The following is a 23657-nucleotide window of genomic DNA, read 5'->3' as shown; positions in this document are numbered from 1 at the left end:
GGGAATGGACGAGGAAAGAGCTGCTTTCCGTAGGAAGAGTAGCGCACACATTAATTCACACTTAATGAGTGTGGATTTAAATACGCTTTAATTCCTTTCAATCAAGTGGGAATTTAAAGACCTGCCCCTCACCTATAGACACAAAAAAAGCGCGATCCCAATTAAGGGATCGCGCCGAGAGATTTGCGGGAGGCAGATTACAGACCTGCTTCGATCAGCTTTTCCAGCTTCACGATGTCCTTGCCGAAGTTACGGATGCCTTCAGCGGTCTTTTCCGTGGCCATGGCGTCTTCATTGAAGAGCCAGCGGAAGGTCTTCTCATCACTACCGATGCGCTCGATTTTCAGGGACTTCGCGTTTTCGGTATTCAGCTTGGCGGTCAGAGCCTCGTCCGAAGCCTGGAGTTCGCCAAGAAGACCCGGGCTGATGGTGAGGAGATCGCAGCCAGCCAGCTCGGTGATTTCACCTTTGTTGCGGAAGCTTGCACCCATGACCTCAGTCTTGTAACCGAAGTGCTTGTAGTAGTTGTAGATCTGCGTCACGGACTCCACACCGGGGTCTTCCGCTGGAGCGTAATCCTTGCCTGTGCTCTTCTTGTGCCAGTCTAGGATACGACCCACGAAAGGAGAGATGAGCTTGATGCCGCCTTCGGCACAGGCCACGGCCTGGGCGAGGCTGAAAAGGAGAGTGAGGTTGCAATTGATACCTTCTTTCTGAAGGATCTCAGCCGCTTTGATGCCTTCCCAGGTAGAGGCGATCTTGATCAGCACACGCTCACGGGCGATGCCTTCCTTCTCATACATGCTGATGAGCTGGCGGGCTTTGTCCACATTGCCCTGGGTATCAAAGGAAAGGCGGGCATCCACCTCCGTAGAGACACGACCTGGGACGATTTTCAGAATTTCGACCCCGAAAAGAATCAGGATGCGGTCCATGATGGACTCGACCTTCGCACCACCTGTGAGGGCGCTGCCTTTGTGCTCGGCAATGGCCTGATCCACGAGGGACTTGTACTCCGCCTTCTGAGAAGCCTGGAGAATGAGGGAAGGATTGGTGGTGGCGTCCTGGGGCTTGTAGGCCTTCATGGCCTCGAAGTCACCCGTGTCGGCGACAACGATGGTGTGCTGCTTGAGCTGGTCGAGCTGGTTCATACGTTCTTATTTGGGGCGTCGAGAATAAGGGCAAGCAGGCCGGATGCAAGCGGCGGTGCATGGGTGAGAGGAAAGCGGTGCCAGAAAAGGCAGGCCAAAAGCGAGAAAACTCAGCGTAAATCGCGCTCAGTGGGTTCTTTGCTCAGAAAAAGAGCCAAAACAAGTCCTGCCAGAGTCCACTCAATCACGTAATCGGCCATGCCTACGATGACCTCACGCACGGGCAGCTCAAACCAAATGTGCTGTGGGAAGATACACACCAGCCCAGCAAAGAGGCCCGCCGCACCACAAAAAGCCAGCCGTCCAGGAAAAGACAACACCGTTTGATGCAGCAACGCGCCCAAGATAAGCGCGGCCAAAAATGAACGACCCAAGCTCCAGCCGAGGCTACTGTTCATATCCCAGTCATGGCGGCCGGGGCGCAGAATGGCATACAGGTAAGGGCCCTCGCTTTTAGCCTTTTCATGGGCTTCGTTCAGGGACTTTTGCTCCGCTGGGTCTGCGTAGGAGACGGCTTTTCGGGGAAAGGGCAGCGTGTAAATGCCTGTGCCGTGCGTGGCATTCGCCTTGAGAACTTCAGCCACAGCAGCCTCATCACGGAAATCATGCAGGCTCTGCTGATGCCAACCCATGAGCATCCAGGAGACATAACCCCAGGCAAAAGATACCAGGGCGGCCAGGAGAGAAGCGGAGAGGAGTTTCATGTGCCCAGGATGCAACTCAGGGACAACTCTGACAACCGAGGATTCTGCCACAGCATGGGCTGCCCCAAAAAAACTCGCCCAACGGGAGAACCGTTGGGCGAGTGTGAGAGGAAACAAGACCTCTTAAAACAACGGGTAGTTAGGCCGCTGCGGGGGAGTGGGTATCGCAGTGTTCAGCTTCAGGCTCGGTTTCTTCGATCTGAGCATTGTCCTTGAGGAACTGCAGAGCGCTTTCTAGCAGAAGATCATCGCGCATGCGCTCGATCATGCCATTTTTCTGAGCTTCAGCCATGAACTTCTTCACGGGCTTCTTCTGGCGGGCAGCCATGTTCGCCAGCGCGTAAGTGAGCTGCTCATCCGTGATGCTGAGACCTTCCTTCTTAGCCACCTGTTCCAGGATGAAGCTGACCTTCACACTCTGCTTGGCCTGGTTGGTGGCGTTGCTCAGGATCTCATCCTGCTGCTTCACCAACTCATCTTGGGAAATGCCCTGCTGCATGGCGCGCATGGCGATGTCGTTCGTGCGGCGCTGAGCCTCACGATTGACGATGTCCTGAGGTACGTCGAACTCCACCTTTTCAAAGATGTGTGCGATGACCTGATTGCTCTTAGCAGTCTCACGGGCCTGCTCGCGGCGACGGCGCACGGCTTCCTTCACTTCACCACGGAGGGTTTCTTCGGTCATGTCACCCCCACCGATTTTTTGAATGAACTCGGCGTCTAGAGCAGGCACCACTTTGTCCTTCACGCCTTTGCAGGTCACAGCCAGGTCCAGCGTCTTGCCGCGAAGGCCTTCGAAAGCGAAGTCCTCTGGAAGCGCCAGGGAAAGTGTGCGCTGCTCATCTTTCGAGATGCCCACCAAGCCTGCGTAGAAGCCAGGGAGGAAGTCTTCTTCAGCGTCCAGAAGGAACCAGTTTTCTTCGATCTGCTTGAGATGCTCTGGCGCATCAGGCAGCACTTCGGCCAGAGGCTTGCCTTCCAGGCTGCCCGTGAAACCCAGCACGACAGCATCACCCAGGGCCGCAGGACGCTCCACATCGGCAAAGGTGGCATAACGCTCACGCAGGTGCAGGATGTCGTGGTCCACGTCGGCATCGGTTACTTCGATGCGGGCCAGCTTCACCGGAATGCCTTTGTACTCGGGCAGCTCAATCTTTGGAGCCAGGCTCATTTCAGCGCTGAAGCTGAAGCTCTGATCCGTCTCGTGGAGGATCTTGTCGGTGACGGAAAGGATATTGATGACTTCCAGGCCTTCATTTTTGATGGCGGTGCGCAGGCCGTCATTGATGAGCTGCTTTTCCAACTCACTGCGGATGTCATCACCGAAACGCTTTTGCACGGCAGCAGCCGGGGCCTTACCTGGACGGAAGCCGGGCAGGCGCACCTGGGTGGCAAAGTAGGCGGTGATGGCGGAGCGCTGCTTGGCGACTTCTTCGGCCGGCACACGGATGTGAGCGATAGCGCGGCAGTTTGGCTGGTGTTCGACGTTGATGTTCATGGCTTGAAAAGGCGGCTTAAAAGATCCCTCCCACAACCAGAGAACAAGGCACCTGGGCCGGAGGGGCAAGCAGGCTAGAACATTTTCCCCTTTTGACAACCCTGGAACGCATCTTGTTAGAAGCCCCCCTCGAACAGACCCAATTTCGCAGGAGGCTCCCGTATGCGCCCGGAAGGGCTTTTTCGCCTCACGGCCCCCGCCGCCGGGCCACCAGAATGCTGGTGGTGGAGCGGTTGAACAGGTAGCCAAAGCCAAAATCCACCGGATGTACCCGGTGCTGGCCATTTCGGTAGGCCGCCATCAAATCTGGCTGCTGCTGACCGAAAATACCCAAGGTTCCCTGGTAATTGCCATACAGATCTACCGTCAAACCCGCCTGCACTAGGTCCTGATAAGGCACCCCAGAGGGGTCCTGCACCAGACCTGGGGTGCTACGCAGCAAGTAACTGCGGATGTTTGAAAAATCGCTCCCATGCATGAGGTAGGAGGCGCTTTTGACGAGGGCCGGAGGGGTGCCCTGCTTGGCCACAAAGGTGAGGAAGGCACCTCCTAGACGGGTAGTGCCGTTGGAAAGATCTTGGCGGAAGTAAAACAGCCGCTTCAGCCCGCCCATGCCTTGACGGAAGCGAATCATCAACCCCGGTGCTGCCCCTCCCGTCACAGCCGCCAGCACGGGCGTACCCGAGCCATCGAGCTGCACAATGTCCACACTCTCCACCGTGGCCCCTGTGCGTGCTAAGAAGGCGAGCAACACGGGCAGTGTCCCACGAAAGCGTGTGGACTGAAGATCGCTGCGCATGTCCTGTGTGACAAAGTAACCGGCATCCATGATGCTGCTGAGGGACTGACGCAGACCATTCAACCCCATCGCCAAATCGCCAGCACTTAGGCTAGCGAGGTCTGGCAGCGGCTCTGCGGGCTCCAGACCACAGAGAATGTAGGTTTCTGCCGAAGGAAAAAGCTCATGAGCAAAGAGGAAATCGGGCCCGCTAAAAGGATAAAACAGGGCCCGATAGCGCTGGAGATCACCGATCTCCTGGGCAGCCCAGGCGCGGAGCTTCTGCCCACGGCCTAGATCATGCCGCCGCCAAAGTGCATCCATCTGCCGCTGGTGAAAGGGCCACGAACCTCCGAGTTCCGCCCCACGATCTGTCTCCATCCCGGCCAGCAGCCGCGCCACTCCATTGATGTCAGCCGCCCGCTGCGGCACATTCAAGGCACCTCCTCCCGTGTACAAAGTCTGCCCAGAAGCTGACTCAGCCCGCCGCACCGTCACGCCTTCTTCAGGCAATTGGCAACTGGACAACAACCCTCCTAGACTGAGAAGGGACAGAGAAGCGCAATTAAGAAAGGCAGACCGCATGCGGGCAATGTGTAACAAGAGCCGTGCCGTCTCAAAGGCGGCATTACCTCACACCCCTGCGTTTATTTAGACTCCGTTTGAGGGTTATGAAAATTTCACAAAAGCTTTTCAGCTCTCTTGATCTTCCTTAAAACGCTGTTTTTTCGATGCCCCGCATTCGTGGCTTCACTCCCTCACTTCCTCATCGGTTTTTTCTGCGCGAAGGTGCATTCTTCGCTAAAGGTAAGTCATGACGGTTGCTTCAATCATGCTGGAATGGAACTGGGGCACTTTGGCCCTGGCTGGTGTCACGCTGACGCTCAGCATCGCGGCTCTGCTGCATTTGTTGACGCATCATCGCGACCACCGTTCCGCTGCGTTTTGGGTGGCCTTGATCGTTCTTTCTCCGCTCATTGGTGCCTGCTTGTACGGTTTGCTCGGGATTAATTTCGTCAGGCGGCGCGGCCAGCAGTATCGCGGCATCATCGGCCCAGCCTACCGCGACCCACCGCCCACCTGCCCCCTCTTTGTCCACAGTGATCCTGTGTTGGCTGAGCGCGACTGCTCCCTGGCCATGACAGTGGATCGCATCTCGCGGTTCAACTTCACCTCCGGCAACACAGTGGAGCCATTGATCAATGGCGACGAAGCCATGCCCGCGATGATCGCCGCCATCGAAAGTGCCCAGGTCAGTGTCAGCCTTTCCAGCTATATTTTTGAAGCCACCCACATCGGCGCAGAGTTCGTCGCAGCTCTCACAGCAGCCCATCAGCGTGGCGTGCAGGTGCGGGTCATGGTGGATGATGCCGGCACCCGTTATGCCTGGCCACCGGTCACGCGAGTGTTGGCAAAAAAGGGCGTGACCGTCTGCCGTTTCATGCCCAATCGGTTCATTCTGCGTCTGCTGACGATGAACCTGCGCAATCACAAAAAAATCCTCATTGTGGATGGCCGCATCGGCTTCACCGGCGGGATGAACATCCGTGAGGGCAACATGATCTCCCGCCAGCCCGCCCACCCAGTGCGGGATCTGCACTTTCGCATCACCGGCCCAGTGGTGGGGCAGATGCAGCGCGTATTTGCTGAGGATTGGCAATTTTGCGCTAGCGAAGTGCTAGACGGCCCTACCTGGTTTCCACCGTTGCAGCCGACAGGTGAGGTGCATGCCCTGGGCATCGTGGACGGGCCCGATGAGGACCTGGAGGTCATGCCCGTGGCGCTCTTTGCTGCGCTAAATGCGGCCCGTCATCGCGTGTGCCTGATGACCCCCTATTTTCTCCCCACCGCCATCCTCATGGCCGCGCTGAAACTCTGCGCCACACGCCAGGTAGAGGTCATCATCATCACCCCCGCCCGCAACAACATCCCCTTCGTGGCCTGGGCCGCTCGCACGCTCTACGGTGAACTTCTCCAAGCGGGCTGCCGCATCTATGAATCGCCCGAGCCCTTTGATCACTCAAAGCTCCTGCTCATAGATGATGCCTGGAGCTGCGTGGGCTCCACCAACTGGGATCCCCGCAGCCTGCGTCTGAATTTTGAATTCAATCTCGCCTGTCATTCCCCTGCCCTGGCCACTCGACTGCACGATCTCTTCCTGGCCAAACAAAAGGAGTGTACCCCGGTCACCGAAGCTAGCCTGGAAAACCTGCCGCTAACGGAACGCCTGCGCAATGGCCTCGCCCGCCTCTTCATCCCTGTGCTTTAGGGATGCAGACGCAATAAACAGCTCTTGGTTAGGCCAAAACATCCAGCATTCTTACGCGGCCACCGGTGCCTCAAACCAGCGCCCGTGTTCTTTGATTAAGTCCACCAGCCGCTCCACCGCTTCCTCCTCAGGGATATTGAACTTCACCGCGGTTTTGCCCACGTAGAGATTGATCTTGCCAGGGGCACCCCCCACGTAACCAAAGTCGGCATCTGCCATCTCCCCCGGACCATTGACAATGCAGCCCATGACCGCGATGCGCACACCTTTGAGATGCCCTGTCGAGGCGCGAATCTTCTGTGTGGTGCTCTGCAAATTAAACAACGTACGGCCACAGCTCGGGCAGGCCACATAGTCCGTTTTGAAAATGCGCACGCCTGCCGCTTGGAGGATGTTGTAACTTAGCCGCAGGGATTGCCCCGGTGCTTCTTCCCCATTGACCAAGATGGCATCGCCAATGCCGTCGCAAAGCAGGGAACCGATGTTCGTCGCTGCCGTGAGGAGATTTGTGGTGAAATCAGATTCCCCACCCGCCGCCGCCTCACCTAACAAAGTGTCTTTCAGCAAGATCGAATGCCGTGCATCCAGCTTCGCCGCCAGCAAGCGGAAGGCGTGAATCGGCGCGAGGTCTAGACCATCCGCCACTGTTACGAGCTTCGCTTCGATAGACGCATTGACGTCATGCAAGGCTGAATCTTCACGAGGATCCAGAGCGATGACGCCACTGTCCTCCACCACCACTTCCGGTTTGAAATCACCCAGCTTGTCCAGTTTGTGCGCCACGGCATCCCACTTCCGCCGGGAGGTGAAGACGGCCACCGTCGCACCGCCGCCCACATCCACGCCTAGGACACTGAGCCGATCCGTGGCACGGCGGCTATAAGTGAAGGGATCGTAACTGATGGGCAGGCTGCTGCTGGTACTGCCGCAGTGGCCCGTACGCACACCTTCCACCACGGATTTCACCAGGGCCTGCGCCACCGGGATTTCATGGATGGCATCCTCCGTCAGCGAGACACGGATGGTATCGCCAATGCCGTCCGACATCAGGGAGCCAATGCCAATCGCGCTCTTGATGCGGCCATCTTCGCCATCGCCCGCCTCAGTCACGCCCAGATGAATGGGGTAATTCCAATCGCTGCCTAGATCATTCAAATGCGCCACCAGCAGACGATAGGCCTCGATCATCACCTTCGGGTTGCTGGCCTTCATGGAGAACAGGAAATTGTGGAAATCATTCGCCCGGGCAATTCGGGCAAACTCCAGCGCACTTTCCACCATGCCATGAGGCGTGTCACCATGGCGATTCATGATGCGGTCGCTCAGGCTGCCATGATTGGTGCCGATGCGCATCGCGCGTCCCAGCTTTTTGCACTCCTGTACCAAAGGCACAAATTGAGCCTCCATGTAGGCCACTTCCTCGGCGTATTGATCGTCCGTGTATTCCTTCACCGCGAACTTCTTTTTGTCCGCATAGTTCCCGGGATTGACGCGCACCTTTTCCACCCACTTCACCGCTTCCATTGCTGCATCCGGTTTGAAGTGGATGTCGGCCACCAGCGGCACATCGCAGCCCGCAGCGCGCAAGCCATCGCGGATGTGCTGCAGATTTTCCGCAATCACACGCGTCTGCGCCGTGACACGCACGATCTCACAGCCCACTGCGGCCAGTTCCAGCGCCTGCTGGATGCAGGCCTCCGCGTCCCGGGTATCACTCGTCAGCATGGACTGCACACGGATGGGATTTCCCCCACCAATGCCGACATTGCCAACCGTGACCAGACGCGTCTCACGGCGCTGGTAATGGTAGAGATCGGGGCAGTAACGGAGCAAACGAGAAGCAGTCATGGAGGTGGGGTGAATACCAAACCCCAAGGTGGGCCGTGTGCAATGGCGGAGTGGTGGACTCTCCCCGCTTCATTGCGACCAAAAAAGAGTCCTCCTAGCCCTGCCCTGGAGGCCGTCAGGGGTAAATCCTGCATAAAAGCGGCCATCTTCCTGCGTATAGACTGTCTGCTCATGCCTGTTTCTTTCCCTCTGTTACGCCCGTTTGCCCTGCTTTCCGTGCTCGGATCGCTCACGGCTGCGCATGGGGAGACAGTACCCTCCTTTCGCCTGGAGGTGATGCCAGCCCTGTCCAAAGCAGGCTGCAACCTGGGCACCTGCCATGGCAATGCCACCGGCAAAGGCGGTTTTAAGTTGTCTCTTCGCGGGCAGGACATGGAGTATGACTACACCGCCCTCACCCGTGATGTCTCCGGTCGCCGGGTAAATGCCTTCGCCCCAGAGGAGAGTCTGCTCCTGGTCAAAGGCAGCAACAAACTCGCCCACGAAGGCGGCAAACGCCTGGACCCCAACGGCTGGGAATACCTCGTGCTGCGCGACTGGATCGCCGCAGGTATGCCAGGGGCCAAGGCGGATGACCTGCGCGTCAAAAAACTCGAAGTTTCTCCTCTCAATCTCATTTTAGAAGAGACGCAGGACCGCGTGCAACTCAGCGCCAAGGCCACCTTCAGCGATGGCAGCCAGCGCGATGTCACAGCCCAGGCCGTGTATGAACCGCTGCAAAATGGCCTCGTCGAAGTGAGCCACGGCGGTCTGGTGAAAAGGCTGGAGTTTGGCGAGCCCACCGTACTCGTCCGTTTCCTGGACCAAAGTGTGCCCGTGCGGCTCACGTTTCTTCGCGCAAACCCCGATTTTGTCTGGGCCAAACCCCGCCGCGACAACTACGTGGACAATCACGTCTTCACCAAGCTGAAGACCCTGCGCATCAATCCCAGCAGCCCATGCAGTGACGAGGTTTTCATGCGTCGTGCCTATCTGGATTTGCTCGGCCTGATTCCGACGAGCGACGAAGCCCGTGCTTTTGCTCAGGAGAAAGCTCCGGATAAACGAGCTCGACTGGTGGATAGACTTTTGGTTCGGCAAGAATTTGCTGATTTCTGGGCCTTGAAGTGGGCCGATGTGCTGAAGGTGGAAGGCCGTACTCTGGATGAAACGGGCATGAAAGCCTTTCACGGCTGGATCCGAGATAACATCGCTCAAAACCGCCCCATTGATGCCCTGGTAAGGGACATGGTTTCTTCTCGCGGCAGCACTTATCAACAAGCACCGGCCAATTTTTACCGGGCCAATCGCACCCCCACAGCCCGTGCGGTCGCAGCCGCCCAGGTCTTCCTCGGCACCCGGCTACAATGCGCGGAGTGCCACAACCACCCGTTTGACCGCTGGACTCAGGATGACTATTACAACTGGTCTGCCGTCTTTAGCCAAGTGGATTACAAAATCCTGTCTAACAAACAGCGTGATAAAAACGACAAACATGAGTTCAACGGTGAGCAGGTCGTTTTCTTGAACCCAAAGCTCACGGTTGAAAACCCCCGCACTGGGGAGAAGGCCAAAGCACGATTTCTCGGGGCTGACATGCCCACTTTGGCCAATCAGCAGGATGAACTCCAGGCTGCAGCCCTCTGGCTCACCAGCGCTCAAAATCCCCTGTTCGCCAAGTCTCAGGTCAACCGCATCTGGTACCACCTTATGGGCCGTGGGCTGGTGGACCCCGTGGATGACTTTCGCCTGACTAACCCCGCCTCTCACCCTCAACTCCTGGAGGATCTTACTCAGGATTTCATCCGCAGCGGGTTCGACCTACGCCACCTGGTGCGAACCATCATGCTCAGCCGCACCTATCAACTGGACAGCACCCCCAACAGCAGCAACGCCACCGACGAGATCAATTACTCACACAACCTGCCGCGCCGTCTCAGTGCCGAGCAGCTTTTTGACTCCCTGCACCTCGCCCTGCGCGTGAGGCCAAATCTGCGGGATCAGTCCGGCCTACGTGCGGGACAGATCGCGGGACCTCAAGCAGGCCGTGGCAGCCCGGACCCGATGTCGCCCGAGGCTTTCCTCGTTCAATTTGGACGCCCCAAACGCGAGCTGAGCTGTGAGTGCGAACGCGCTAACGACACCAGCATCGGCCAGATTTTCCAGTTCATCAGTGGCCCCGTGGTGGGCAAAGCTCTCGGAGATAAATACAACCGCCTCGCTTCCTTGGCAAAAAACGACAATGCAGGCCAAGTGGTGCGCGACCTCTACTGGGCCCTGCTCACTCGGGCGCCTACCGCCGATGAGGCCAAGGTGATGGAGTCCCTGCTCGTCTCTGCCAAAGATAGGCGCGCCGCTCTGGAAGACATTTCTTGGTCTCTCCTGAACGCCAAAGAGTTCGTCTTGCGTCGTTGATAGTTAGAGCGGTTAAAGAAAGACTTCGCCCTTCTGTTCAGGGTGAATCTCGGGACACTTCACCCCTGAACATCTAACAAATAACGCGTTAAGGACAAAGCGACCTGAAAGCGAGCGAGAACCCCCGATCGCTCCCTCATCCCGATCTTCCTAAAACTCCTTGTCCGCCCCGGAGGGGCGAAAGCCATTAGCCGGGGGTGCAGCGAGGCTTGGCGAGCGAAAACCCCCGGTCACCTAACCAATAACGCGCTCACTGCCGCCGCGCCCTGGAGGGGCGCGAGACCCCCGTTCGCTCCCTCACCCATAGCACACCAAAACGCGTTCCCTCTCCCCGCTTGCGGGGAGGAGGCCCAGGTGAGGGGTGGTCGTAGCACGCAGCACATCATTCGCAAAAAGGTGCCCTTATTCTCAAAACGAAGTTTCTAAAACTCGCCTCCTAAGAGCTCACGTCAGCCCTCAACCCTTTCTGCTTTTGCGATAGGCCGTGGGGCTGACCTTCATCACCCGGCGAAACAGCCGATTGAAAAACGACACCTGCGTAAACCCGCAGCGCAGGGCGATTTCCAGCACACTGCGGTCGCTTTCCAGCAACTCCCGACAAGCTGCCTGGAGCCGCAAGTGATTGAGAAATTCGCTCAGCGTACGCCCCGAGTGTTTCTTGAACTGACGCGCAAAGGTGGGGCGGCTGAGGTGGGTCAGTTTTAGCACCTCTTCCAACCTTACCTCCTCACGGAAATGCGCCACTAGATGCCGCACCGCTTTCGCAATAGCCTGCTGGTAATGTGACTCTGCCGCGAGGGCAAAAGAACGTCCTGAAAGTGCGCGATGCTCCGCTGCTGTCGCTTGCTGGATGCGCGAAAGGATGCGCAGCAGCAGCGCCAGTTGATCCAGCCCCTCCACCTGCGTCATTTCCTGTAGCCAGTCTGAGACCTCAACAGCCGTCTTACCCCGCAGGTGCAGTCCATGTCCCGCGCACCTAAACAACTCGGTCATGCTAGCCGTCTCGGGGAAGGACCAAAAGGCGTGGCCTAACGGAAAGTACCACTGCACTGAGATGCCGCTGGAGCCATGACGCGTGTGCCAGTAGTGCGGCAGTCTCTCCCCCAGCAGCACTAGATCCCCGGGAGCGAAGGAGCCGATGTGATCTCCTACAAAACGGGTGCCTTCCCCTGAGGTGAAAAGCGTCAACTCCATCTCCAGGTGAAAGTGCCAGTGCGTCCCCTCACCTGTCACTCGTTCAGCTTCATCCGGCCCCAGCACGCACTCCACCTCCCTCAGCGAGCGCGACCAACGCAGCACTCGAAAGGAGTGCCCGCTGGGTATTTGGATCTGTTCACGCTCCCCCTGCATGACTACTTTCATAGCACCATTTCACTTCGTTCTGAAATCGAAATGAGATGATAGTGCCAGTTTTCGAGACAGCACACGTAGAGTCTTGACTTCCATTCAGCTAAAAAGGCTGCCGCATGAGCACCCCCACCAACTACCGTTTTTCCTTCGGCCCCTGGAACATCAGCGAAGGCGCCGACCCGTTCGGCACTGAAGTGCGTCCCGTTTTCCCCCATGAAGAAAAGTATGCCCTTTATCGCCCACTGGGTTTTGAAGGGGTGCAGTTCCATGATGATGATGTGGTGCCCGGTATGGACGGCTTCACACCCAGCCAACTCACCGAGAAAGCCACTGCGGTGAAAACCATGCTGGCCAACCAGGGTCTCACGCCCGAGTTCGTGGCCCCGCGCCTGTGGTTCGCTGAGCAGACCACGGATGGTGCGTATACCTCCAACAGCGCGGCAGACCGCGCCTATGCCTGGGACCGCACCAAAAAGTGCATTGATATTGCTCGCGCGATTGATTGCAAAGCCATCGTTCTTTGGCTTTCCCGCGAAGGCACCTACATCCGCGAAGCCAAGGATGCCCGCCTGGCCTACCAGCGCATTTTGGAAACGGTGAACGCCATGCTGGACTACGACAAGGAGATCGAAATCTGGATCGAGCCCAAGCCCAATGAACCCACCGACCAAGCCTACGTGCCCACCATCGGCCATGCCATTGCCTTGTCCTTCGCCTCCAGCGATCACAAGCGCGTGAAGGGTCTCATCGAAAGCGCCCACGCCCTCCTCGCTGGTCTCGACCCCAGCGACGAAATGGCCTTTGCCCTCGCCCATGACAAGCTGGGCAGCGTGCATCTCAATGACCAGAATGGCCTCAAATACGACCAGGACAAAAACTTCGGCGGGGCCAACCTGCGCGTCGCCTTCAACCAAGTGCGCGTCCTGGAAGAAGCTGGCTACGGTCAGCGCGGTGAATTCATCGGCCTCGACATCAAGGCCATGCGCACTCAGCGCGGCTGCCCCGTCACTGCTCACCTGAGCAACAGCCGCGAGCTGTTCCTGAACATTCTGGAAAAAGTCCGCACCGTGGACAACAATCTCATTCAGCAGTTCCGCGATGCCCGTGACTACGAAGCGTTAGAATTGTACATCATGAAGCACTTGATGGGACTTAAATAATCGCTGAACGACATCTTCTTCCATGAAACAATACCGTCTCAATCGCCTCTTCAATGCCAAGTCTGGTCGCTGCTTCGATGTGGCTGTGGACCATGGTTTCTTTAACCAGCCTGGTTTCCTTCAAGGCATCGAAGATATGCGCGTGGTCATCAAGACCCTCGTGGATGCCGCCCCGGATGCCATCCAGCTCACTGTGGGTCAGGCCCGTCATTTGCAGGAAGTGCCAGGGCGCTTTAAACCTTCCCTAGTCCTACGAACGGATGTGGCCAACATCTACGGCAAAGAGCTGCCAGAGAGCCGCTTCAGCCTCATGCTGGAAGAAACCATGCTGCAAGCTGTGCGCCTGGATGCCGCCTGCGTCTGCGTGAATCTTTTCCAGATCCCTGGTGCCCCTGAGGTGCATGAGCAGTGCGTGGAAAACATCCTCCGCCTCAAGCCCCAGGCTGATTATTATGGCATGCCGATGATGATCGAGCCTCTCGTTTTTCAAGCCAACAGCATCGCTGGCGGCTACATGGTGAATGGCGATGAAACCGCCATCACTTACCTCGTCCGTCAGGCCGTGGAATTGGGCGCCGACATCGTGAAGGCCGATCCGACTGATGACGTCAGTGTTTATCACAAGGTCATCGCTGCCGCCTCCGGCATTCCGATCCTCGTTCGTGGCGGAGGTCGTGTGAGTGACAAGGAGATCCTGGAGCGCACGCAGGGCCTGCTGGCTCAAGGTGCCGCAGGCATCGTGTATGGCCGCAATGTCATCCAGCATCCAAATCCCAAAGGCATCACCCAGGCCCTCATGGCCATGGTGCATGACAATGCCAGCGTGGATGAAGCCCTCGAACTCGTCACGGCATGAAAGACATCCGCATCGGCATCATCGGCGGCGGCCTCATGGGCCGCGAAATGGCCAGCGCCTTCGCCCGCTGGTGTGCGCTCATCGATGTGAGCGTGCGCCCTGTGCTCACCTCTGTGGCAGACTTGAACCCTGCCACCTTGGCGTGGTTTGACTGCATCCCTTCCTGCACTCAGAAGACCACGGACTATCATGAACTCCTGGCCAATCCTGACGTGGACGTGGTCTATGTGGCTGTGCCGCATAACCTGCATGAAAAGCTTTATCTGGATGTCCTCGCCGCTGGCAAAGACCTCTTTGCGGAGAAGCCTTTCGGCATTGACCTTCCTTCAGCACGCCGCATCCTGGATGCCGTGAAGTCCAGCGGGCGTTTCGTCCGCTGCAGCTCAGAGATGCCCTTCTTCCCAGGCGCGCAGCGTGCCTTTGAACTCGCCCGCAAAGGCGAAATCGGCCGCGTATTGGAAGTCGTTTCAGGCTTCCATCACAGCAGTGATCTGGACCCCACGAAGGCGGCTAACTGGAAGCGTATCAATGCCACTTGTGGTGAAGGCGGCGCTCTCAATGACCTGGGCATGCACTCATGCCACCTACCCCTCCGCCTCGGCTGGAAACCGACACGCCTGTTTGCCCAGCTTCAGAAAGGCTACCCCCAGCGCCCAGACGGCAAAGGCGGCGTAACTAACTGTGATACCTGGGACAATGCCCTGCTGCATACCTGGACGACCATCGCCGATCAAGAAGTCCCCCTCCGCCTGGAAATGAAGCGCCTGGCCCCTGGAGCAACGAACACCTGGTTCATCGAGATCCTCGGCACTGATGGCGGCGTGCGTTTCAGCACCGCAGAGCCGAAGACTCTTTGGATCTTTGAGCGTGGCAAGGAACAGTGGTGGAAGCGTACCGAGCTCGGCTTTGGTACACCGTTCAAAGCCGTGACCGGAGGCATCTTCGAGCCCGGGTTCCCAGACGTCATTCAGCAGATGTGGGCCGCCTACCTGATGGAGCGCGAAGGCCTTCTGGAAGGTCGCTTTGGCTGCGCCACGCCTGAAGAGGCCGTGGCCACGCATGAGATCTTTGCCGCAGCGCTGGAGTCCCAACGCGCCGGCACCGTCGTCAGTCTCTGAGATTCTCTTTGCTATGACCTCCCCTCGCTCAGGCATTCTGGCCGCTGGCAACTTCATCGTGGATTACGTGAAGATTGTGGATCACTACCCCCAGCAGGACATGCTGGCCAGCATCCTGGGCGAGTCGCAGGCCAATGGCGGCGGGCCTTACAATGTGCTTAAAGATCTAGCTGCCATGCAGGTCGGCTTTCCCTTGGCCGCGTGCGGCCTCGTGGGGGACGATGCGAATGGCCGCTGGATCCGCAACGATTGTGAAGCCCACGGCATTGATACCACACAACTGCACAGCACGGCTCTACGCTCCACCTCTTACACGGATGCGATGACGGTGCAGAGCACCGGACGTCGCACCTTTTTCCATCAACGTGGAGCCAATGCGCTCTTTGCGCCCAGCCACTGTGACTGCACAAAGTCCACCGCTAAGATCCTGCACCTGGGTTACCTCATGCTGCTGGATCACCTGGATAGCTTTAACGAAGCGGGTGAAACTCAGGCTACGACTCTGCTACGCCAAGCCCAGCAAGCAGGCCTGGAAACCAGCGTGGACATGGTGAGCACGGAGCACCCCCAGTTCCGCGAGATCGCCCTCAGTGCCCTGCCTCATACAGACCACCTCATCATCAATGAGATCGAGGCTTCCCGTGTCCTTTCCCGCCCTCTTGAGGCGGATGATTTCCAGGCCCTGCTCACCGCAGCGCAGGAAATTTTACAACTTGGCGTTAGGCAGAGTGTGACCATCCATGTGGAGCATGGCGCTGCCGCCTGCACCCGTGCTGGGGAGACTCATATCCAACCCTCGCTCCACCTGCCCACAGGTTACAGCCAGGGAGCCACTGGGGCTGGCGATGCCTTTGCCGCCGGCCTCCTCTATGGCCTGCATGAAGGTCACTCCCTGGCAGATCGCCTGCGCCTAGCCGTCTGCACCGCCGCCGCTTCCCTCTCCCACCCGACCCCTTCAGGAGGGATGAAATCCGTCACGGCGTGCCTAGCCTTGGCACATCAATTCCCGTTCCGGTTTTAGGCCGTGCTCAAGCCATTTCGATCTGCCTGCCCGTTCGCGCCGATTCCAGCGCAGCCAGATTGAACTTCAGTGTCTGCACAGCTTCCTCAAAAGTCGAGAGCACGGTGGGCTTCCCTTCGATACCATCCAGGAAATACCCCGCCTGCCGGATGAACCAATCATCTCGTTCGACGGCGGGATAAAGCTGCCAGGTCCAGTCCGCCTCACCCGCCATCTGCACGCCCCAGCGGCGTTTGTGACCTTGCAGAGCCAGACTGCCGCGTTCGCCATGCAAATGGACATCCACTTCGTTAGGCGCTTGAAACTGGTTCATGGCGTAAGTTACCATCGTGGAGCCGTTCCGGGCCACAATGTTCACGGTATCCTCCACCGTCACTCCATCCAGCACTTGATGGTCTGCATCACAAAACAGCCGCGTGGTCGGGCCTAACAACCATTCCGTCATGTTGGCAAGGTGAGTCAGAGCATCCTGAATCGCCCCCCCGCCTGTCTCATGTCGGGTGTAATAAATCTCCCGGTAAGCCGGACGGAAGGTGGGAAAGTGCTGCCCAGCGATGACGGTGACATGCTTGGGCTGACCGATGATTCCCGCCTGCAACGCTTGTCGCAAATCCTGGACCCAAGGCATGGTGTGATAAACATAGGCCACGGCGACATGGCGATTGGCTTTGGCTATCGCGGCCCGCACCGCATCCACCTGCTCCAGATCCACCGCCAGGGGCTTTTCAATGAGCAGATGCTGCCCTGCCGCAAGGCCCCGCAAAGCCAAACCCAGATGCGTCTGCGCCGGTGTGCAGATCACCCACGCATCTGCCGAAAAACCTGCCTGCGCGGCTTCCAAGCTCTCAAAACCCGGCACTTCATAACGCGAGGCTACATCTTGGAGGAGAGGGCCATTCGTATCGCACACCGCCACTCGCGCACGGCCAGTTTTGAGGAAGCAGCGCAGGTGTCGCTCGCCGATGCTGCCACAACCGATGATCAGGACTGAGTGAGTAGGTGTCTCCATGAGGATGCTGAGATCAAAACGAAGTTCAGCTCCACATCCTATAACGAATCAACGAATAGATTTTCAAGTGGCGTCGAACAGCCTGCCCAGCGTAAGGCGGGTGTGTCCGGCGCAAAAAAACGTCGAAGCTCTTCCACCCCATCGCCGGATTATCCGCCTTGCTTTGACGGCACCCTTTTTCCTCCCGACCCGATTGATAGCTTCAAGCGATGAACCGCAGAAAAACTCCATCTTCAAAGAAGGCGGGTAGTCCGGCGGCGAAACGGGAGAGACAAACACGTGGAAGACGCCCGACACACACCGCCCTACAATGGAGCGCCCCATCCAAGGCGAGGTCTCCGCGAGCTAAAGCTCTGACGACTTTGGCTCCGCTCTCCCACTCAATAAAGGCCACGTCAGTCCTCAAGCCCAAAGGGCTTACGGCTTTCAGCCCAGGGCTGCGAACCTTGGATGTTGAAACGCCCATCCGCCTCAAGCCCAAAGAGCTTATGCCTTTCAGCCCAGGGTTGGCACAACCCTGGGAATCAGACCTTAAACGTCTCCACCGAAGTCGAACCTCAACGAGGTTCCGTCCTCCGCGCTGGCCCTAACACACCGAATCCAAAATGGAGTCTGTTCGAGCTAAAGCTCTGGCTACTTTGGCTCTGCCTCAGTCGCCACTCTTTTGGTTAGACGCGATCCTTCCTCAAGGGTCTCCAGAGAACGCATCCGCGTGGGTAGGGCGGATGTGTCCGGCGCGAAACAACGTCGAAGCTCTTCCACCCCATCGCCGGATTATCCGCCTTGCTTTGACGGTACCCTTTTTCCTCCCGACCCGATTTATTCCTTCTTCAAACGATGAACCACAGAAAAACTCCACCTTCAAAGAGAGGCGGGTCATCCGGCGGCGAAACGGGAGAGACAATCACCTGGAAGTCGCCGGACACACACCGCCCTACGATGATGAGAACGAGCGCCTGTGCCCCGCCTAACTCCTTTTAAAATAAAAAGGCCCAGACCTCGGGGAACTGAATCCGCCAAGATCTGGGCCAATTAGAATGGGTTCAGGCCATTATTCGGCCTTCGACGCTTCAGGCTTGGCCTCTTCTTCCACAGCTTCCTGCACCTGAGGCAGCTCGGGGGCCACCGGTTCAGGCTCGGTCACAGGCAATTCGGATTCGACGGCCTGGGTAGGTTTCTCCCCCAGCACTTCCGCAGAATCTCCGGACTGCACCGCTTCGGTCACCTTCGTTTCGGTGAGGACTTCGTTATCCAGGTCAGAGGACAATTCAGTCTCCACGGGCACTTCACCGCCGACTTCATTTTCGGCAGCTTCCACTGCTTCTGATTCTGGCTCAGTCGTCGTTTCAGCGTCTTTCGCTTCAACCTCAGGCGTTGCAGTCTCCGCAGCTTCCGTCTTGGCGGCCGCCTTGGATTTATCCGGGGCATTTGGCTCTCCCTGCACACCAAGGAAGACCATGCCATCGCTGTATTCGATGACGTAACCTTCGTTGGTCAGCCAGCGCACATCTTTGAGCACGGAGATCTGCTCATCGGTAAGCTGCGGTTTAGCATCACCTTCAGGGGCAGGCTCTGTCCCTGGTACGATGGTTTCCACCAGTTTATTGAGCGGCATGCCCGGGGTGGTTTTCAGCACCTCCACGATCTTCGCCACCCGCTCGGAAAACACCACGCCGGGATCAATGGCGCGGGGTTTCACACGACAGACAAAAAGTTTACCGGCACGGCGCTTGAAGAGCTTCAGCCCACGGCGCTCGAAGCCTCCGCCCAGTTTCTGAGACATTTCAAAGAGGTGCTTGCGCGCGCCTTCCACTGCATTGCGCAGCATGATGCCCAGGATGTGGGTCAGCTTGCCTTTTTCCTGGCTGCCTGGGATCACCACTTCACGGCCTTCGATGACGGCATCTTCACCATGGGTGCGGCGAAAGTGGGCTTCCATCTCCGCGCGGCTGTTTAGCAGCACGGGTTCTGCACCTTCCACTTGGTCCTTCAAATACACCCAGCGCTGGCCTTTGCGCTGCTGCTCTTTCCACTTGGCCACCAGATCCGCATTCACTTCTGTGCGAACGCGGCGCTTGTACTCCTCCAGGGGCATGTTTGCAAAACGCTCGCGATGCAGACGCAGGAGGGTGGACTGGAAACTGTGGTGGCTTGGCGGCCCCAGAAGTTCACCCGTCATCCCACAGACGCCCATGCTCTTAAATTCACCCTTTGGCTCTTCCAGTTCCACTTCCTCGGCGCGGTAGTAGGACTCGATGGCGGAGCTACGCAGAATGTGGCTCAGCGCTTCTTCACGGCTCAAAAACAACCCGCCATCCACAGAGGTGACAAACAGGCCCGTGGGTCGCTCCTGGGCACAACTGAAGCGAACGTGGAAACGCTCACCTTCTGCGAGGACCAGACGCGCCGCATCAAACATGCTGAAAGCATGACCACTGGAACGGATGTGATTGGCCAGAGCCTCGGCAGACTTGTCTTCAGGCTCGATGATGACCTTGATGTCCTTCGGGATTTCCACCCACTCACGCTGCGGGCGCTCAGGACCGCGATCACGGTCACCAAAACGGCGCGGAGCGCCGCGGTCATCACGGCGTGGGCCACCGCCCTGGCCTGGAGGGCCATCACGGCGGGGACGAAATTCACCCCGGTCACGGCCTGGGCCACCGCCAGGTCCTCCTCCGAAGCCACCGCCATCACGGCGCGGTGGCGGGCCGCCACGGCGGTCTCCACTGCGGCGGTCTGGCCCACCTTCACGTCGAGGTCCGCGGTCTTCCCGCTCCTCGTATTTGCTCAGGTTGCTCGGAGCACTCATGCCAGCGACCCAGGCGGGCATCATGCGTAGGTCAGAGAGGTCCACCATCCCAGCGGGTTTCGGGGTTGGGGTTTCAGGAGTCGCTTCAGGTTCAGTCATGACAGGAAATCAGAGTGTGCAGTATGGCGCAACTTCCGCTTTGTCGCCAGCTTTGTTCGCAAACCTGAGCGATGGCTTTTTTGGTACCTGAAATCTGACTTTGGCCGCATCCGGCCTCCACCTTCTCAATGGAGGCCAAATGTCCGGCTTAAATCATGTCCATATCCACCAGGATTTCGCGAGGTTTCGCCCCTTCTCCTGGGCCGATGATGCCGCGATCTTCCAAAATATCCATCATACGGGCCGCGCGGCCATAGCCCAGCTTCAAGCGCCGCTGGAAAAGACTGGTCGAGGCCTTCTTTTCCTGCCGGATGACTTCGAGACATTTCTCCAGGGTGTCTTCCTCCTCACTGCTCACGCCACTGCCTTCTTCATCGTCATCGCCACCCATTTCGCCGGTTTCATCGTCCACTTTGACGTCAAAAATCGGCTTACCCTGGGCCACACAACGCTCCACCACTGCATGAATTTCATCATCCGTGACCAAGGCACCCTGGCTACGGATCGGCTGCGCACCACCAGGCGGCACGTACAGCATGTCCCCTTTACCCACGAGGTTTTCCGCCCCTTTGCGATCCAAAATCACGCGGCTATCCAGCGCACTGGAAACTTGGAAGGCGATGCGCGTGGGGATGTTCGCCTTGATTACCCCCGTCAGCACGTCCGCACGCGGCGTCTGGGTGGCTACAATGAGGTGGATGCCCGCCGCACGCGCCATCTGGGTGATGCGGGCAATGGCCACCTCAATATCCGCCGGTGCGGTCTGCATGAGGTCAGCCAGCTCGTCAATAATGACCACAATATAAGGCAGTGTATCAGGAATGATGAACTCCTGACTGCGGGCCCGGGGCGGCGGTGGCCGTGAATCACCGATCCAGTCGCCATTGTGATCCACAGGCAGTTCAACGGGCAGCGTTTCAGCTTCCAGCTCCGCAGCCACCTCGGCATCTTCCCACGGAGGGGAGGTGCCATCCACCAGATGATCCGCCGCCGCAGCAGCCTTGGCAAAGGCCGCAGAGACCCGCACATCATCCGTCCCGGCCGAGGTCTTGACAGACTTCGCAGGCTGCACGGGCTCAGGTTCCGGCTCAGGCGTGGGTTCTTCCTCCACTACCGGTTCTGGCGCGCCCTGCGCCGCAGCGGCAGCCCTTCTCGCCTCATTCGCGGCGGCACGTTTGCGGTTGCGGTTGTTGAAGGTTTCAAAGTTGCGGCAGCCTTCTTGGGCAAACATTTGGTAGCGGCTCTCCATCTCCCGCACCACCCAGCGCAGGGCCAGCAGCGCCTTCTTCGGATCCGTCACCACGGGCACGGCCAGATGTGGCAGATTGGCGTAGTTTTGCATTTCCACCACCTTCGGGTCGATCATGATGAAGCGCAGCTCATCCGGCGCAAAACGGCACAGCAGGCTGGTGATGATGCCGTTGATACAGACCGATTTCCCTGATCCCGTAGCCCCCGCCACCAGCAAGTGAGGCATGGATGCCAAGTCCCCGATGATGGTCTTGCCATACACATCTTTCCCCAACGCGATCGGCAGTCGCGCTTTGCCATTGGTAAACACCTCATCCTCCAGCAGCTCACGGATCGGCACGATGACCTTATCCTTGTTTGCCAGCTCGATGCCCACCGTGTCCTTGCCCGGAATGGGGGCCAGAATATTGATGCGCTCCGCACAGGTCGCGCGGGCGATGTCATCATCCAGTGCTGCGATACGGGCGACACGCAAACCATCCACAGGCCGCACTTCATAACGAGTGATGGCGGGGCCACGGGTAATGTCGCCCGCCTCCACCTTCACATTAAAGCTGGCCAGTGCCTTGATGATCGTATCCTGGATGGCCATGAGCTCGCGTGGATCCGTGGGCTTATGCAGAGATTCATCCGGCCAGGAAAGTAGATCCAGCTCGGGCAGCTTGTAGTCTTTGAAACGCACCGCCAGGCTACCGAGCGTCCCATGAGGAGCCTGCTCCAGCTTCTGCGCGCGTTTTTTCTCCCACACATCCGAGAGACGCGGCTTGTCCGTTTCTTCCGTGTGAGTGCGTGAGGCCGAAGAATCAATGATCTTCGGCTTCGGCGGCTCAAAGGTCAGCCCCAGTTCAGGCGTCACCAGCGGCCCAGCAGGTGCAGTTTCGGCCTTGATCTCCAACGTGCTTTTCTTCCGTCGGCTCGGCGTCGGCACAGCGGCCGGGTTGTCTGCCAGTTCCGCCTCACGCGCGGCAATCTCGCGACGGATCTGGTAAGTTTCCCACGCCCGAGTGATCTCCATGCGAATGGCCTGGATGGCCTGTAGCGGATGGATGCCACTGGCCAGGAAAAAGCCTACAGCGTAAATGCCCGCCAGCACCACAGTGGAGCCCACCTTGCCCAAAAGATTCGCCAAGATGCTACCGCCGATGAGGTAACCAAACCCCCCCCCGCCACCCAGGGGGGTGATGTTATCCCGCTGATTCAAAATATCCTGAACCTCAAAAATGGCCGCTGTGGTAATGACCATGAGGGCCACGCCCAACCAGGAACGCCCGGTGACTTTCACATTCGAGGCCAGTTTACACACCCCAAACCACGTCATGCTAAAGGGCAGCAGATAGATCGCCATGCCAGCCAGATAGAGAGAGGCCCCAGCCGTCATGGCACCAAAACGACCCACAAAATTTTTCACCACCAGATTCGGCTGATCCGTCACGCTGAGCCAGAACCACGTGGGCAGGTCCATGGGATCATACGAGACGAGCGCCAGCAGATACATGGCCGCCACCACCAGCATCGCAATGCCGACAGCGTCATTCCACGGGCTTTCTTTTTCCTGCACACGAGCACGGGCAGGGCGGGATTTTGCGAGTTCGGCAGCCATGGAAATCGGGGAGCGAGAATTAACTCAGCGAATTAGACATTCAACATTACCAAAATAAATAGGCAACTCAATCCCGAAGGTAGCTAAATTCGAATTTCCATATTTGAGCCTGCTTCTCAGCCTTCCACCGCCAGTCCCGCAGCCATAAACCGGCGGGAAACCGCCACGTACTTTTGCGCCAGTTGAACATTCGCCTCCTGCTCTTCCACCGTGAGGCTCCGCACCACCCGGGCCGGCGAACCCACCACCAGAGAGCCCTCGGGGATGACCTTTCCCTTGGTTACCAAAGCCCCAGCGGCAATGACGCTGCGCGCGCCGATCACGGCCCCATCCAGGATGATCGCCCCCATGCCGATCAAAACCTCATCCCCCACAGTACAGGCATGGACGATGGCGCGATGCCCCACCGTCACTCGATCTCCAAGAATGCAAGCGTGGTCATCACTGACATGCAGCACACTGCCGTCTTGCACATTGCTCTGCGCCCCGACCACGATGCGGTTGATGTCACCTCGTAAAACGCTCGTGTACCAAACGCTGGATTCCTCCCCCAGCTCCACGGCACCCATGACCACCGCGCCAGGGGCCACGAAAGCGCTGCTGGGCACGATTGGTTTTGTCTCAGGAATCAAGAAGTTTTTCAACGGGTTATGGCTCATGAATCCGCATAAATACAGGGGTTGAAGCGATTTTTATGTTTGACGTAAACGCGGGCTTGGAGTCTTAATCGCCGACAATT

Annotated in this window: 16 protein-coding genes; 6 read left to right on the top strand and 10 right to left on the bottom strand. The window is 58.1% G+C overall.

Annotation, left to right across the window (positions count from 1 at the left end):
• Window positions 1–197: 197 nt before the first annotated feature.
• The 4 genes from tal to HNQ64_RS13725 form a co-directional block, all read right to left on the bottom strand.
• Entirely contained in the window at window positions 198–1151 is a 954-nt protein-coding gene (gene tal, locus HNQ64_RS13740; RefSeq protein ID WP_184209537.1) for a transaldolase, read from the bottom strand.
• A gap of 110 nt (window positions 1152–1261) precedes the next feature.
• Entirely contained in the window at window positions 1262–1855 is a 594-nt protein-coding gene (locus tag HNQ64_RS13735; RefSeq protein ID WP_184209535.1) for a hypothetical protein, read from the bottom strand.
• A gap of 139 nt (window positions 1856–1994) precedes the next feature.
• Window positions 1995–3353 (bottom strand): trigger factor, encoded by a 1359-nt coding sequence (gene tig / locus HNQ64_RS13730; protein ID WP_184209533.1) that lies wholly within the window; start codon window positions 3351–3353, stop codon window positions 1995–1997.
• Between the two features lie 187 nt (window positions 3354–3540).
• On the bottom strand, window positions 3541–4716 hold the full coding sequence (locus HNQ64_RS13725) for a hypothetical protein (RefSeq protein WP_184209531.1): 1176 nt from the start codon (window positions 4714–4716) through the stop codon (window positions 3541–3543).
• A gap of 229 nt (window positions 4717–4945) precedes the next feature.
• Between HNQ64_RS13725 and HNQ64_RS13720 the strand changes: the two genes are divergently transcribed.
• Window positions 4946–6400: a phospholipase D-like domain-containing protein gene (locus HNQ64_RS13720; RefSeq protein ID WP_184209529.1), complete on the top strand. Its 1455-nt coding sequence runs from the start codon at window positions 4946–4948 to the stop codon at window positions 6398–6400.
• Between the two features lie 51 nt (window positions 6401–6451).
• On the opposite strand, the gene ispG is transcribed toward HNQ64_RS13720, so the two are convergent.
• Entirely contained in the window at window positions 6452–8248 is a 1797-nt protein-coding gene (gene ispG / locus HNQ64_RS13715) for a (E)-4-hydroxy-3-methylbut-2-enyl-diphosphate synthase (RefSeq protein ID WP_184209527.1), read from the bottom strand.
• A 171-nt stretch (window positions 8249–8419) separates the two neighbouring features.
• Here ispG and HNQ64_RS13710 point away from each other — a divergent pair, with 171 nt between their 5' ends.
• A complete protein-coding gene (locus HNQ64_RS13710) occupies window positions 8420–10642 on the top strand; it encodes a DUF1549 and DUF1553 domain-containing protein (RefSeq protein ID WP_184209525.1) in 2223 nt (740 codons plus the stop codon).
• Between the two features lie 456 nt (window positions 10643–11098).
• Here the strand turns inward: HNQ64_RS13710 and HNQ64_RS13705 are convergent, their stop codons facing one another.
• Window positions 11099–12004, bottom strand: coding sequence for a helix-turn-helix domain-containing protein (locus tag HNQ64_RS13705; protein ID WP_184209523.1), 906 nt, complete (start codon window positions 12002–12004; stop codon window positions 11099–11101).
• Window positions 12005–12108: 104 nt separating this feature from the next.
• Here HNQ64_RS13705 and HNQ64_RS13700 point away from each other — a divergent pair, with 104 nt between their 5' ends.
• The 4 genes from HNQ64_RS13700 to HNQ64_RS13685 are packed head-to-tail and all read left to right on the top strand — an operon-like array spanning window position 12109 to window position 16147.
• A complete protein-coding gene (locus HNQ64_RS13700) occupies window positions 12109–13152 on the top strand; it encodes a TIM barrel protein (protein ID WP_184209521.1) in 1044 nt (347 codons plus the stop codon).
• Between the two features lie 22 nt (window positions 13153–13174).
• Window positions 13175–14008 (top strand): class I fructose-bisphosphate aldolase, encoded by an 834-nt coding sequence (locus HNQ64_RS13695; RefSeq protein ID WP_184209519.1) that lies wholly within the window; start codon window positions 13175–13177, stop codon window positions 14006–14008.
• The gene (locus HNQ64_RS13690; RefSeq protein WP_184209517.1) at window positions 14005–15126 is read left to right on the top strand and encodes a Gfo/Idh/MocA family protein; all 1122 of its coding nucleotides are present in this window, start codon (window positions 14005–14007) and stop codon (window positions 15124–15126) included. Before HNQ64_RS13695 ends, HNQ64_RS13690 begins: the two co-directional genes overlap by 4 nt.
• 13 nt (window positions 15127–15139) lie before the next feature.
• Window positions 15140–16147 carry a carbohydrate kinase family protein gene (locus tag HNQ64_RS13685; RefSeq protein WP_184209516.1) on the top strand — a complete coding sequence of 336 codons (1008 nt, stop codon included), beginning with the start codon at window positions 15140–15142 and terminating at the stop codon, window positions 16145–16147.
• A 7-nt stretch (window positions 16148–16154) separates the two neighbouring features.
• On the opposite strand, the gene HNQ64_RS13680 is transcribed toward HNQ64_RS13685, so the two are convergent.
• From HNQ64_RS13680 to HNQ64_RS13665, 4 genes are all read right to left on the bottom strand, one after another.
• Window positions 16155–17156, bottom strand: coding sequence for a Gfo/Idh/MocA family protein (locus HNQ64_RS13680; RefSeq protein ID WP_184209514.1), 1002 nt, complete (start codon window positions 17154–17156; stop codon window positions 16155–16157).
• 1051 nt (window positions 17157–18207) lie between these two features.
• Complete coding sequence (locus HNQ64_RS13675) at window positions 18208–20067, bottom strand: hypothetical protein (protein ID WP_184209512.1); 1860 nt, start codon at window positions 20065–20067, stop codon at window positions 18208–18210.
• Between the two features lie 148 nt (window positions 20068–20215).
• Window positions 20216–22918: a DNA translocase FtsK gene (locus HNQ64_RS13670; RefSeq protein ID WP_184209510.1), complete on the bottom strand. Its 2703-nt coding sequence runs from the start codon at window positions 22916–22918 to the stop codon at window positions 20216–20218.
• A 116-nt stretch (window positions 22919–23034) separates the two neighbouring features.
• A complete protein-coding gene (locus HNQ64_RS13665) occupies window positions 23035–23577 on the bottom strand; it encodes a gamma carbonic anhydrase family protein (RefSeq protein ID WP_184209508.1) in 543 nt (180 codons plus the stop codon).
• Window positions 23578–23657: the final 80 nt, after the last annotated feature.

Origin of the sequence: Prosthecobacter dejongeii (assembly GCF_014203045.1) — a bacterium.
Classification (GTDB): Bacteria; Verrucomicrobiota; Verrucomicrobiia; order Verrucomicrobiales; family Verrucomicrobiaceae; genus Prosthecobacter; species Prosthecobacter dejongeii.
This window is presented reverse-complemented; position numbering and strand designations above follow the sequence as displayed.

Bases quoted from the DNA above. Each gene is read 5' to 3' on its own strand.
- tal (WP_184209537.1), bottom strand. From the start codon at position 1,151: ATGAACCAGCTCGACCAGCTCAAGCAGCACACCATCGTTGTCGCCGAC.
- HNQ64_RS13735 (WP_184209535.1), bottom strand. From the start codon at position 1,855: ATGAAACTCCTCTCCGCTTCTCTCCTGGCCGCCCTGGTATCTTTTGCC.
- tig (WP_184209533.1), bottom strand. From the start codon at position 3,353: ATGAACATCAACGTCGAACACCAGCCAAACTGCCGCGCTATCGCTCAC.
- HNQ64_RS13725 (WP_184209531.1), bottom strand. From the start codon at position 4,716: ATGCGGTCTGCCTTTCTTAATTGCGCTTCTCTGTCCCTTCTCAGTCTA.
- HNQ64_RS13720 (WP_184209529.1), top strand. From the start codon at position 4,946: ATGACGGTTGCTTCAATCATGCTGGAATGGAACTGGGGCACTTTGGCC.
- ispG (WP_184209527.1), bottom strand. From the start codon at position 8,248: ATGACTGCTTCTCGTTTGCTCCGTTACTGCCCCGATCTCTACCATTAC.
- HNQ64_RS13710 (WP_184209525.1), top strand. From the start codon at position 8,420: ATGCCTGTTTCTTTCCCTCTGTTACGCCCGTTTGCCCTGCTTTCCGTG.
- HNQ64_RS13705 (WP_184209523.1), bottom strand. From the start codon at position 12,004: ATGAAAGTAGTCATGCAGGGGGAGCGTGAACAGATCCAAATACCCAGC.
- HNQ64_RS13700 (WP_184209521.1), top strand. From the start codon at position 12,109: ATGAGCACCCCCACCAACTACCGTTTTTCCTTCGGCCCCTGGAACATC.
- HNQ64_RS13695 (WP_184209519.1), top strand. From the start codon at position 13,175: ATGAAACAATACCGTCTCAATCGCCTCTTCAATGCCAAGTCTGGTCGC.
- HNQ64_RS13690 (WP_184209517.1), top strand. From the start codon at position 14,005: ATGAAAGACATCCGCATCGGCATCATCGGCGGCGGCCTCATGGGCCGC.
- HNQ64_RS13685 (WP_184209516.1), top strand. From the start codon at position 15,140: ATGACCTCCCCTCGCTCAGGCATTCTGGCCGCTGGCAACTTCATCGTG.
- HNQ64_RS13680 (WP_184209514.1), bottom strand. From the start codon at position 17,156: ATGGAGACACCTACTCACTCAGTCCTGATCATCGGTTGTGGCAGCATC.
- HNQ64_RS13675 (WP_184209512.1), bottom strand. From the start codon at position 20,067: ATGACTGAACCTGAAGCGACTCCTGAAACCCCAACCCCGAAACCCGCT.
- HNQ64_RS13670 (WP_184209510.1), bottom strand. From the start codon at position 22,918: ATGGCTGCCGAACTCGCAAAATCCCGCCCTGCCCGTGCTCGTGTGCAG.
- HNQ64_RS13665 (WP_184209508.1), bottom strand. From the start codon at position 23,577: ATGAGCCATAACCCGTTGAAAAACTTCTTGATTCCTGAGACAAAACCA.